This is a genomic window from Paramesorhizobium salinisoli (assembly GCF_003335045.1).
Taxonomy (GTDB): domain Bacteria; phylum Pseudomonadota; class Alphaproteobacteria; order Rhizobiales; family Rhizobiaceae; genus Paramesorhizobium; species Paramesorhizobium salinisoli.
In genome coordinates this window covers 1-11,502 of record NZ_QOZG01000027.1, presented here as the reverse complement: position 1 = coordinate 11,502, position 11,502 = coordinate 1, and the positions used below count along the sequence as shown (strand labels likewise).

The 11,502-nt window shown below is 56.2% G+C and carries 13 protein-coding genes and 5 pseudogenes; 7 read left to right on the top strand and 11 right to left on the bottom strand.

What is annotated here, in order from left to right; translation table 11 throughout:
• Positions 1-543, top strand: a complete 543-nt coding sequence (locus DUT91_RS23415; protein ID WP_281032641.1) for an IS630 family transposase — start codon at positions 1-3, stop codon at positions 541-543.
• A 112-nt stretch (positions 544-655) separates the two neighbouring features.
• Here DUT91_RS23415 and DUT91_RS25640 read toward each other — a convergent pair whose 3' ends face one another.
• Together DUT91_RS25640 and DUT91_RS23410 are read right to left on the bottom strand one after the other, a co-directional pair.
• Positions 656-916, bottom strand: coding sequence for a hypothetical protein (locus DUT91_RS25640; protein ID WP_147272258.1), 261 nt, complete (start codon positions 914-916; stop codon positions 656-658).
• 309 nt (positions 917-1,225) lie between these two features.
• Positions 1,226-1,675: pseudogene (locus DUT91_RS23410) on the bottom strand (IS110 family transposase); the annotation flags it as partial.
• 100 nt (positions 1,676-1,775) lie between these two features.
• On the opposite strand from DUT91_RS23410, the gene DUT91_RS23405 reads away from it, so the two are divergent.
• Entirely contained in the window at positions 1,776-1,955 is a 180-nt protein-coding gene (locus tag DUT91_RS23405) for a hypothetical protein (RefSeq protein WP_245419951.1), read from the top strand.
• Between the two features lies 1 nt (position 1,956).
• Positions 1,957-2,466 (top strand): hypothetical protein, encoded by a 510-nt coding sequence (locus DUT91_RS26340; RefSeq protein ID WP_200835076.1) that lies wholly within the window; start codon positions 1,957-1,959, stop codon positions 2,464-2,466.
• Here the strand turns inward: DUT91_RS26340 and DUT91_RS23395 are convergent.
• The 4 genes and pseudogenes from DUT91_RS23395 to DUT91_RS23380 all read right to left on the bottom strand — a co-directional run.
• Positions 2,348-2,941, bottom strand: a pseudogene (locus DUT91_RS23395) (mobile mystery protein B). The gene DUT91_RS26340 and the pseudogene DUT91_RS23395 sit on opposite strands and share 119 nt — an antisense overlap.
• 5 nt (positions 2,942-2,946) lie before the next feature.
• Positions 2,947-3,333, bottom strand: a complete 387-nt coding sequence (locus tag DUT91_RS23390) for a helix-turn-helix domain-containing protein (protein ID WP_200835075.1) — start codon at positions 3,331-3,333, stop codon at positions 2,947-2,949.
• A 35-nt stretch (positions 3,334-3,368) separates the two neighbouring features.
• Positions 3,369-3,782 carry a Fic family protein gene (locus tag DUT91_RS23385; protein WP_160113700.1) on the bottom strand — a complete coding sequence of 138 codons (414 nt, stop codon included), beginning with the start codon at positions 3,780-3,782 and terminating at the stop codon, positions 3,369-3,371.
• 79 nt (positions 3,783-3,861) lie between these two features.
• Positions 3,862-4,065, bottom strand: a pseudogene (locus DUT91_RS23380) (transposase); the annotation flags it as partial.
• On the opposite strand from DUT91_RS23380, the pseudogene DUT91_RS26935 reads away from it, so the two are divergent.
• Both DUT91_RS26935 and wecB read left to right on the top strand, forming a co-directional pair.
• Positions 4,035-4,479 (top strand): annotated as a pseudogene (locus DUT91_RS26935) (IS701 family transposase); the annotation flags it as partial. The pseudogenes DUT91_RS23380 and DUT91_RS26935 overlap by 31 nt on opposite strands.
• A gap of 1,029 nt (positions 4,480-5,508) precedes the next feature.
• Positions 5,509-6,741, top strand: coding sequence for a non-hydrolyzing UDP-N-acetylglucosamine 2-epimerase (wecB, locus tag DUT91_RS23370; protein WP_114442833.1), 1,233 nt, complete (start codon positions 5,509-5,511; stop codon positions 6,739-6,741).
• Here wecB and DUT91_RS23365 read toward each other — a convergent pair.
• Complete coding sequence (locus DUT91_RS23365) at positions 6,729-7,109, bottom strand: winged helix-turn-helix transcriptional regulator (protein WP_342634476.1); 381 nt, start codon at positions 7,107-7,109, stop codon at positions 6,729-6,731. The genes wecB and DUT91_RS23365 overlap by 13 nt on opposite strands.
• A gap of 182 nt (positions 7,110-7,291) precedes the next feature.
• On the opposite strand from DUT91_RS23365, the gene DUT91_RS23360 reads away from it, so the two are divergent.
• The gene (locus DUT91_RS23360; protein WP_114442832.1) at positions 7,292-8,026 is read left to right on the top strand and encodes an SDR family NAD(P)-dependent oxidoreductase; all 735 of its coding nucleotides are present in this window, start codon (positions 7,292-7,294) and stop codon (positions 8,024-8,026) included.
• A 1,376-nt stretch (positions 8,027-9,402) separates the two neighbouring features.
• On the opposite strand, the pseudogene DUT91_RS27215 reads toward DUT91_RS23360, so the two are convergent.
• Positions 9,403-9,596 (bottom strand): annotated as a pseudogene (locus tag DUT91_RS27215) (tyrosine-type recombinase/integrase); the annotation flags it as partial.
• 332 nt (positions 9,597-9,928) lie between these two features.
• A complete protein-coding gene (locus DUT91_RS23345; protein ID WP_160113699.1) occupies positions 9,929-10,372 on the bottom strand; it encodes a cupin domain-containing protein in 444 nt (147 codons plus the stop codon).
• A gap of 242 nt (positions 10,373-10,614) precedes the next feature.
• Here DUT91_RS23345 and DUT91_RS23340 point away from each other — a divergent pair, with 242 nt between their 5' ends.
• Entirely contained in the window at positions 10,615-10,836 is a 222-nt protein-coding gene (locus tag DUT91_RS23340) for a hypothetical protein (RefSeq protein ID WP_114442829.1), read from the top strand.
• Here the strand turns inward: DUT91_RS23340 and DUT91_RS23335 are convergent.
• The gene (locus tag DUT91_RS23335; protein ID WP_114439648.1) at positions 10,824-11,069 is read right to left on the bottom strand and encodes a hypothetical protein; all 246 of its coding nucleotides are present in this window, start codon (positions 11,067-11,069) and stop codon (positions 10,824-10,826) included. The two genes, DUT91_RS23340 and DUT91_RS23335, sit on opposite strands and share 13 nt — an antisense overlap.
• A 99-nt stretch (positions 11,070-11,168) precedes the next feature.
• The coding region (locus tag DUT91_RS23330; protein WP_147272257.1) for a transposase at positions 11,169-11,502 on the bottom strand (334 nt) is incomplete at its 5' end.

Genomic DNA, 11,502 nt, shown 5'->3' with positions numbered 1-11,502 from the left:
ATGGTGCAGAAGGATCGCGGGGGTGTTTGTGTTTCCGGCACAAGACAATTTTTTCTCGATCCGGCGCGCCTCGTCTTCATCGATGAAACCGATCTGAGCACAAAGATGTCACGGCTTCGCGGACGGGGCCCTTGCGGAGATCGATGCCGCTCCCCGATTCCACACGGGCACTGGAAGGCGACGACATTTACCGGAGCGCTCAGGCTCTCCGGCATGACCGCGCCCATGGTCCTCGACGGTGCGATGAACGGGGTAGCGTTCCAGGCTTATGTCCAGCAGGTTCTCCTGCCAATCTTGGCACCGGGCGACATCGTCATCATGGACAATCTGCCAGCACACAAGGCAGAAGGCGTACGGCATGCAATCGAAGGTGCAGGATGCTGCTTGCTTTATCTCCCGCCCTACAGCCCAGACTTCAACCCCATCGAGAACGCCTTCCGGCATGCAAGGACACAATTTTTCCATCCACAATCGACGGTAAACGGGGAGTTCCGCAAATCTCCGACATCCCGCCATGCGGCCAAAAGCGGGGAACCGTTGTAGCCATAGCAGCAAGAAGCTCGCGACTATCCGATTACACGAAGCGACGGTTCCAGCTCTTGGCCAGAACGGGTCTTGGTTTCATGGAACAACTGAGTAATCGGCAGCAGGCCGATTACTCAGTTATATGTGCCGGCCGGGTGCTCAGCTTCTTTCTGTCGTCATCGCTGGGGTTGCATTTCTGTTTGGTCCCCGGGATATAGAATTTGCCGTCAGCGGATGGATTTGTTCCTCCATCACAACCAGGCATTCCGGGCCGCCCGTCGCGTGCGCCTGCGCCGCCGTTTCCACCATTCCCACCGGAGCCGGCAAATGATGTCTCTGTGGCGAACGCCATCAAAGACAATGAAACTAGAACGGCGATAATTTTCTTCATCCCAAATCTCCTTTATCCGCCTATAGGATAGGCCACCAGCAATTTCGTCAACAGCGGAGTGAATTCTTGCTAATGGACGAAGTAAACAGTGCAACATAGGTCGCATCGGGCCATAGATATGGCCGGGCACCAGCAAGAGGATGCTTGAGGAAGGCGTTTGCGCGTTCGTCGATGTCCTTGGGGTCTGAGTAGCAACGGAACAGAAAACATAGGGTAACGGAATTTGCGCAGTACGTTGATCCAGCGCCAGTGCATTTTCGTCCAATAAGTGGGGTGTTCATATCGAAGACCATGGCGAAGCAGGAAGCTCAACAGCTGTTGCTTCGCAATCTTCAGCGCTTCCAGCCCCTGCTTGCGGGTGCGGATCAAATCCCGCATGGCTTCCTGTGCTTCGTCAGGTGTCCAGATCGGCGTCAGTTCTCCTGCTCGCCACAGCCGCGCCAGCATTTCCGCATCGCGCCGATCTGTCTTAACCCGATCTCCAGCCCGCCGCGGGATCATGGCCGGAGTGACAACGGCACAATCAAATCCGAGTTTTGTCAGAAGGCGATACAACCCGTAGCCACACGGACCTGCTTCGTAGCAAAACACCGGTCGCGCACCTGCAGCCGAAAGCCGCTCTGTCAGGCGTAAAACACAATCGGCGTTGTTTTCGATAATGCCGTAAAACCGCACGTCGCCATTCCGGCCATCATCCGCTGTCGCAACGGCAATCGTCTCCGCGTGAACATCGAGGCCGACATAAACCGTTCTTTCCATAAGCTTCTTCCTTTCCAAACCAATTCGTTCGACTAGGAAAACCCAGCGGCTTTGCCGCCGTAAATCGCTCATCTGGTCTAGGGTCTAAGCGGTCGCTTCCTTGGACCAGAAAAAGCTCGGCCGTGAAGTTGGTGAGCGCCCAAAATCGGATCGTCTCGCGCCTAAAGTCATGGCGCTGATTGCCGAAGATCGCAGCTGTCGCTGGATCGCTGGCGATTTGGCCATCAGCAAAAATACAGTTGCTGATATCGCCAGACGCGAGAGCGTGGCAGGCAAATGACTTGATCGCGCTGAAAGTGGAGCAGACAATGTCGATGATCCTACGTTCCGCGACAAAATCGGATGCAGCTTATCTGCTTAACCTAGAGGAGATATGCATGCGTGCTTACGCGGAAGCCTTGTCGGGTGACTGGAAGCAGTCTGACACGGTGGAGAGCTTAGATGCACTGCTGACGATTGTTCTGTTCATTGGCGAACGCGTTATAGAGCCTATGGCGCTTGGTCATCTGTGGATCGGTGTCAACGATCTTGACCGTTGCCAGCAAATGTCCGATTTCCGATCCTGTCAGACCGAAGTCGGTATCTCCCAACGCATCCGCGATTGCGTGAAAGCTTCATTATCGTCATTCCCCTTCGTTCTCGTCTGGCCTTTTCTTGCCATGTCGTCGACGTCTATGAGCGCGCGAACGCCAGTAAAGGCTCGATCTCGTGGTTGTCAGCCGCCTGGAGCGCCGCGACATAACGGACGCGGGTCTCACCAGCATCGATTAGGTTTGTCCGACCCCAGCTAAAGGGCGGTCGCCCGAGCTGGCGCGCGAGCAGGTCGCCGACCAAGCGAGAAAACCGTCCGATTCCGTTGGGGGAAGGGATGGATGGCTACCAAGCGGTGGCTGAATCGGACGGCGATCTCGTCGGGCGGATACGTTCCATGTGCGACCCAATAGCGCGCATCATCGATCGTCTGCCTGACATCCATGGCGATGCGATAGGCATCAACACCTATGTTTCGGGCCGTCATGCGGTACTGCCCCGCCCAGCGCCACACCTCGCCGACATGCGCCGGTGCAGCTCGTTCAGGAACTCCTGGTCGAGGACGTCGCGTTTTCGCGACATCGCCCAGCGCAAGCTTTCGCCGATGTTAACCTGCTCGGCCTCATTCAGCTCATGTCGCAATGTGATGTAGGAGGGAATGAGCTGCTCTCGTTCCTCGGCGGTTAGCGGCGTATTCGCTTCATCATCATCCAGAAACAGAGGATCGTCTTCCATGGAGATCAGCCATCCTCCCACAGGCGTCGTGGCGAGCCGGCAAGCATAGCATCGATGAGACGGCGACGTTCATCCTCCAGATCGGACTTGAGCAAGGCCTGGTTTTCCAGCCGCATAGTATGATCGAGGGTCACGTCCTGCCCCGCCTTTTCTGCCGCCCGCTCACGAAGGATGTCGTCAAGCGGCTTGACCGGAACGAAGGCGTAGACGAACGTGCAGTTCATTGCCGCCGCTGCTTCCCGAAGCGTCTTGATCGTTGTCGCCTTTTCGAGATCGGCTTTCGTCGCAGTAGAATCGAGCGTGTGTGCCGGGATAGGGGGCGGCAGCCATGGTTCTTTCTTCTGGTCCAAGCCCTGGAAGGCCGCGAAGAGCCTCGGCGGCCTAGGCCTCATTGAGTGCGCCTAAGCGCACGAGTTGCTTCAGGTAGTTATCGAGATGCCCCTTGCCCCGGAGCTTCCAGCTCCCGGGTAAGGGCATTGAGGGTAATCAGCTTATTGGTCAGCGACCAGTCAATGCTCATTCCTGCACGGCGGCATAAGTCGGCATGCACAGTCATGACTGTGCGGCCGTTTCCATCAAGGAACGGATGGGCGTAGGCCAGAAGGCCCATGATTTCACCCGGTTTGGTGCGCATGGTTTCCCGATCTGCGGCCATGCCAAAAGCCATATCGGCTGTACGTCTGGAATCTTCGGGTTGAGAGAAGAGGTTATAATTGCCCCTTTCCCTATGGCGCTTCTGGAGCGGTTTGGGTGCGGTCCTGTCCCGCCCAAGGATAAACGCTCGAGAACAGCTTTGATGGGTCTGCAAAACGTCCTCGTGCAATGCCGCGACTTTTAGCATATCCGGCTCGCCTCCGTGAAACAGGCATCCACCAACAGGCCATGGCGGTTTTCTATTAGCCATGCCCCATAAAGCATAACTTCGCAGCGAGGTCGCCCTCAAGCAATCGGTCGCGGTTCTTCGAAAACATCGAATGATCCCAGACCGCATCATCGATCCCGATGCCGACAAACCATCGGAACAAAAGGTCGTATTCCAGGCGCTCCATCAAAAGCCGCTCAGAACGGATCGAATAGAAGGCGTGCAAAAACATGGCGCGCACTAACTTCTCTGGCGGGAACGAACGCTGATCTCGTCTCCCACTTCGCCGCCGTGCGCGTCAGGCCCGCGTCCAGGGATTACAATTTGACCGCGCCCCGCGCCGAGGAATGGCTGCTGATCGAGTAGCCCGAGCGCGACAGCGAGCCGCTCAAATACTGGCTCTCCACTCTCGCCGCCGACGCTTCGCTCGGAAAGCTCGTCAGCACCGCTAAGCTGCGCTGGCGCATCGAGCGCGACTATCGGGAACCCAAACAGGAACTCGGGCTCGGCCATTATGAGGGGCGAGGCTGGCGAGGTTTCCATCATCATGCAAGCCTCTGCATCGCCGCTTACGGACTCCTCATCTTCCAAAGGGAGGCGATTCCCCTTAGCGCCGGCTAATGCCAAAAGCTGCCCGCAACCTGCCGTTCCCGGGGGTTATCGACCCTGCGGATCCCCCGATCCGACCCGAGCGACACGCGCCAAATTCGATCGCCACCGTCCGAAGACACTTGACCGTCGCACTCAGTCGCAGCCTGCAGCGATGTCCATGCTGCACCAGGAATGGGCGCTGATCGGCCCGCTTTTACCTGCTGAACGACGTCGCGGCTGCCTCTGGATACCCATTGTGGAATTGGCTGCAAGAGCGTAGCGGCATCCAAGGCTTGGGTTCGGAATAGCAGTTCCTGATTAGGCGTGGCCCTGGGCGCCGATCTTTTCCGCCTACTTGATTCATGTGGTCGTCAGTACAGCTAACGATTTAGCTGCCCCGTCTCATTCTTGGGCGATCAGGTCTTACTATATAATAGGCTATCAACGCTGATATGATGGTAACTGATGAATCCACCCAAAACGATATTGGTGTGCCCAGATAATGAAGTGCGGCTCGCATGAAAACTGAACATACTAAAAACACAACCGCGACATAATTGAATTTCATCATCGCTTCCCTTGCCTGAATATACTGGAGGGAGATACCCCTCCTACACGTTGCATGATTTCGCTTATTCCAATGTTTTCCAGTCTCCCAACAATGCCAGTGTTTCGTCCTGGGCCAGGTGCCATGACCACCGGACCCGCCATTCCATTAGCTTCTGCCACCGCTTTCGTTTCCACCGTAGCCCATGGGATCCGGCCCCGAACCTGTCAATTCCCGTGCCGTTCGTATCGTACCCTGTTTAGACTGAGCCGTTGTCAAAGCCTTTGCCAACAATGCTGCCCACCGCTCCAGTAAGAGTTTCAGCAACTATACCTCCCACTCCGCTAGCGAGACCTCTAATAACTCCGCATGCTAATTGCTCGCACAACACGGCTTTCAGCAACAATCATCCAAATTTCTTCAAAGAAATAGGGGCGGTGACGCCCCTATTTCTTTGAAGAAATTTGGATGATTGTACGAGCCAAAAAGCATGGAGACCTAAAATGCGCGGGTCTCTCGCAGGCCATCATTCAGACCTGCATCGTGCATTCACACGGAGCAACATAAATGCATAAAATTGTTTTTATTCTTGGTACCCGGCCCGAAGCCATCAAATGTGCGCCGGTCATCAACAGGATGAAGGAGGACAAGAGGTTCCATGCCATCGTTGTCTCGACGGGCCAGCATCGTGAAATGCTCGATACCACGCTGGCTGAGTTCGGCATCAAACCGGATATCGACCTCAATGTCATGCAGCCTCAACAGACGCTATCGCAGGTCACCCACAAAATCATCGCGGCACTAACCGCGCGGCTCGATGATCTCGCCGCCGATGCCGTTGTTGTACATGGCGACACCGCCAGTACACTGGCAGGCGCGCTGGCGGCGTTTCAGCATCGTATTCCTGTGATTCATTTGGAGGCGGGGCTTCGTAGCGGCAACATCTCGTCGCCCTTTCCAGAAGAGGCAAACCGCCGCCTCGTTTCCCAGATCACCGATCTGCATCTGGCACCGACGACCCGGAGCAGCGCCAATCTTATCCGGGAAGGTGTGTGCGAAAGCCGCGTGAAGATTACCGGCAATACGGTCGTTGATGCGTTGCGTTGGGCCGCAGCAAACGCCCCGACATTCGACGATAACGCCCTAGTCGATCTGATCAGCGATCACCGTCGTATCATCGTGGCATCCGCCCATAGGCGGGAATCCTGGGGCGCGCCCATGCGTGAAATCGCTGCAGCGCTTGTTGAGATTGCCAGGAATGATGGTGTCCACATTGTCGTTCCCCTGCACAAGAACCTAGCCGTGCGCGACGTCATGGTGCCTGTCTTGAGCGGAATTCCGAACATCACGCTTGTGAACCCATTGCCATATCGAAGTTTCTGCCGGCTGATGCTTCGCGCGGATATCATTATCTCAGATAGCAGCGGCGCTGAAGAGGAAGGCCCATCTCTCGGCAAGCCTACGCTCGTCCTGCGCGACATTACCGAACGACCAGAGGCGATAGAGGCCGGCACGGCCAAGCTTGTCGGACGCAACGCCGCCCGCATTGTGCGGGAAGCCGCCACCTTGCTGCGTGATCCTGAAGAATACCGGCGGATGGCGAGGCCGGTAGATTCCTACGGAGATGGAAATGCCACAGGACGGGTCATCGATGCTATCAATGAGTTCTTTGGTCTCGAAGAGATGGGTACCAACGATATACGTCTGGCAAACAATACCACTCCCCGCCAGATTGATTATTCGGCGGTGACCATAGTCCCTTCGTCTTCCTCGGCATTGGTCAGGTATCAACCTCGATGATGCAGAAGTTTGGTATGAGACCGACTCCAGCAGCCAAAGCCCTTCGCCTGGAGCGTCGGGGCGTAGCTCGACCCTTCGCGCCGGGCAAAGACGCGCGTGACCTCCGCCGTGTTTTCCATACCCCAGGAGCAGAGTGGCACGAGGGCCTGGGCCAGGCTCTTACCCAACGGAGTAAGGCTGTAGTCCACCCGCGGTATAATTTCCTTGTAGTCGGTCCGTTTCACAAGACCATCGCTCGCCAGCTCCTTAAGTTGCTGGATCAGCATCTTGTCGCTGACGTCTCGTATGGCACGCCGCAACTCGCCGTAGCGGGTCGGGCCGTCCTGGACGCCGTTTCCACTTGCCGGCGACCACCCGCAGTGTCGCATCTAGGCCGCAGGTGAAACCGGGTAGCTTGGCGTGCTGGACTGGGCCGGCAGTGGAATCTGCTCAGGCGGCGAAGCCGGGTTTGGACGACCAGATGACATTTCTAGATACTTAGTAAAAGTGCATACTTGCCATTATGTATGCGCTCCACCAGCTTAGTGCAAACTCAAAAAAGGAGCATCTCATGAACAGACTAAAGGGTAAGACGGCAGTGGTGACCGGCGGCGGAAGCGGCATTGGATTTGGGGCCGCTAAGCGGTTCATCGACGAAGGCGCGTTCGTCTACCTCTTCGGGCGGCGACAGGAGCCGCTTGACGCTGCGGTGGCCCAGTTGGGATCCAATGCCCAGGCGGTGCGCGGTTCGGTGACCGATATGGCCGACCTGGACCGATTGTACGAGAGGGTGAAGGCGGATTGCGGCAGGCTCGATATCCTGTTCGCCAATGCGGGGGCCGGTGCCCTTGCGCCGCTCGGCGAGATCACGCCTGAGCACTACGACCATATCTTCGACATCAATGTGAAAGGGACGATCTTCACGGTCCAGAAGGCCCTGCCGCTGATGACGGAGGGGGCGTCGATCATCCTGACCGGGTCGAGCACGGGGGTGATGGGAACCCCCGCGTTCAGCATTTACAGCGCGACCAAGGCCGCGATCCGGAATCTGGCGCGCAGTTGGGCCCTTGACCTGCGCGGCACGGGTATCCGGGTCAATGTACTTTCTCCCGGACCGATCAAGACGGAGCTGGCGCTCGAGGTGCTGGGCGAAGAGGGAATGGGGACGATAGGGGCGACCACGGTGCTCGGCCGCATGGGCGACGCGTCGGAAACGGGCGGGGTGGCCGCGTTCCTGGCCTCCTCGGACTCAAGCTTTATGACCGGTGGCGAAGTGTTCGTCGACGGAGGACTGGCACAAGTCTGAGGCACCTGAGACGCAACGCGATGAACATGCTCATCGGGCTCGGAGCATGCGCAGCCTCTGGGCCCGTCCCGATTTAACCTCCGAAGCGGCGATCGTACGAACGCGGGGGATGATCTCTAGGAAAGGTTCGCGTCGGCTCTTGAGGCGAGGAACCGCCTTAACCACGGCTTTTACGAAAGACACAATTTCAAGATCCAGACCGACGACTGGCGCGATGCGATGATGGTCGATCCGGAAGCCCTCCACGAGAAAATGTTCCAAGCTTGGCGAATCGCCAGCGCTATACCTCGCTCTTGTCGGAAATTATGCTGCATGATGCCGGCCGAACGCTGGAGACGCGGGACGAACGTACATGACGTGGGGATTTACCGACATACCGGAAGTCGTGCGCGACTACGTTCGAGGAGTCTTCGCAGCCGCTAACGACAGGGTGTCGAGGGCAATGGACGTTTAGGTGGGTATGGTATGGCTAAATTAGACGCAGTTTCAGGAATATCATTCCGGTGCGCGCTTCTGCTCTGCTTCCTTTTCCTCGTGACCATAGTCCCAGATAGCGCGGGAGCGGTCGAAACAAAACCCGATCTGCAGAAACGAAGGTATGAAACCGCGATAACTCGTGCTGAGCGTGGTGATCCGGACGCACAGCTAACGGCAAAGCTACTGCCTATGACGATGAGCAGGATGTCGCGGTCATTAAAAAATGGCAAAGGAAGGACAGGGAGCCTGTCAGATAGCGCTCGGGTTGATGTATCAAGAAAGATATGGCGTTCAGAATGACGATGCGGAAGATTCAAATGGGCGCAGCGGGCAGCTGAGCAGGGCTATTCTCTGTCCCAAGGCTTATTGGGTGCGGCGTATCTCGATGGTATAGGCGTTCGACGGGATAAATTTGGATGAATGGCCGGTTTGGGCCGGTAGAGGACTGTTTGGTTTCGGACTGGCTCATCGGATAGTTGTGCCGTTCCGCTCCTGTGCCTCTTTGCAGCCACTGAGCATCGTCGCGTTGACGCTAGGCTGATCCGCGGCTCGCCCTTCTCAATTGGGAGCGCGGCGATCCGCCGAAAGCCATTATTCGGCCTTTGATCCTCCAGTGCGCGAATGGCGGGGAAGACGCTCGGCTTTCTCGGGCCTTGCGGCTGCCCTTGCAAACGATCTCGGCATGGCCAAGGGCATAAAACTTTGCCCACGCTCGATAAAAGCTTGGCTCTTCCGCAATTTTTATTGCAGCGTAAAGCAGGCTATCTACTATCTCAGCAATAAATATTTACGGAACTGCTGCACCTGCACTCTTGTGGACGCGACGATCATCGGGCCGGCCAGCGAGGAAGACGGCGATGCGCATTGGATCAAGCACAAGGGCAAGCCGCCGTTCATGGCTCCAGCAGGTGGGTGGCGAAGCTGTGGCGCAGCGTATGCGGCCCGACCCGCTTGGCGATGTCGGCGGCCTGTGCCGTTTCGACGATGATCCGTTGGAGCTGCCGGGTGCTGATCGGCTTCATCGGATGCTGTCCCGGAACAGCCAGCCGTCGCGGTGCATCACGCCCTGCCGGCGCCCGGCGATCCACCACTGGGTGCCGGCGGCTGAGATCCGGCGGTTCAGTTAATTCTTTGCGGCGCATGGTTCTTTTTACAAGACCATTCTGTGATCCCGACCGATAGCGTCGATGGCTGACCTGGAAGCTCTGGATCGAAGTCACCGTGATACCATTTCAGACATTCGAGTTCAGGCCAGTCAACGCATGGAGATCTTGTTATACATATCCTCCATGCCTTGTTGGGCGCAACCTTTTCAAGCTTTCTTACGTTACGAATGACTGATTCAGGATCGGGCAAGCCAACAACTCCGCGAAGCCAGAGGGAGTTCCGTTGTAGTTTTGTCCCTGGTTGCTTCGTTTTCTGTTGTCATGTGGCACCTGTTATGAACAGCACCATAGAGCAAGGCTGTTCTTTCTGGTTCCGCCATCCGTGAGGAGTAGAACGCTGGATGAAGATATCGCCTTCCTTCAACACTACCTCACCATCTTCCATCACCGCCACGATCTGACCGGATGTAATGATGATGAAATCGATAGTCGGCGTCGTATGCAATTCGTATTCACTGCGTGGAGGAAACATAATATATCGCACGTTAAAGCCTGTTAATCCCGCATCAATATTGGGGGCGACGGTATGGGTATTGGCTGCTACCGGAACATCGAGGGATGTTGGTAAGCTGGTGGCTTTCCAGATATCACTGACGCGCAGGCCCTGAAACTCAGGATAATCCTTGTAGGAAGAAATGGGGGCATCAAATGCGATCATGGAGCGGCGATGCTCACCAAAACCGGAAATGACTAATCTTGGCATCCTGCATGAGGGATCCATTTATGCACTGCCTTTCGTGTTCGAAAACAACTGACGCCAGCTCGATTTTACATTCAAGTAAAAATCAAGGTATTTCTATTAATTCCGCCTTACTAGGCGATTTTTACACAGAAATACTTTATATGTGCAATAGATCTGGATAGATGTTTCGAACTTGGATTGCCAGTCTTCGTCACAAAGTTTTGTCAAGCTGATTAGAGGCGCGACGCCGGCAGCCAGTTAGAATGCGACACTTCGGTTTCCGTTTGGCGCCCTTTGCCGGTTCGGATGCGAGCGCTGTCCGGCGCATGAATTATGCGGCTGGCAAGATCTATAACCGGCTGAAGAGCCAGGGAAACGACGAAGCGGCCGAGCTCGTCTACACGTTTGGGCGTACACTGCTCGACCGGGAGCTTTTCCCGACAGACGACGATTTACCTAGGGATGCGGAGGTTCATGTGACGTAAGCACCGATCGATGCGCCGACGAAGGCGATCGCTATGGCGATCATGATGCCGTAAATGCGCGGCCGGTCGAACAACACCGCGAAGGCCGAAAACCACGCCACGATGGCCGCACCGAGGGCAAACAGGAAGCCCGGCTTGTCGGCTACCGTGATATTGACGGCCATCAGCCCGCCGATGATGAGCGCGCCGAACACGATCAGTAGCCCCGTGGCATATCTTTCGTAATCGTCCATTTTCATTCCTCAATTCACAAGCCGCCATGCGACTCGAAAGCAGTCTTCACGCTTCCACAGGCTATTTCTAGGCAGGCGGCGCAAAAATGTCTCGTCTTATTAGCGCTCGTGGACAAAGGGTATCCATAGTTTGACTGCTGCGATGGCGACAAATCCGAGATATGATTCCTTGGTCTTGTCATAGCGTATTGCAACGCGCCGCCAGTTCTTGAGCGTGTTGAAGAGGCGCTCGATCTGGTTTCGCCATTTGTATTTGGTTTTGTCATGGGGGATCGGGTCGCGTCTGTTGCTTTTGGCGGGTATAACCGCCTCGATATCGGCGCTGGCGATCTCTTCGCGAATGGCGTCAGCGTCATAGCCTTTATCGGCGAGGAACGCCTCTATCCGGTCGGAAATCATCCGGAACAACGGAACAAAGCCCTGGTTGTCGTGT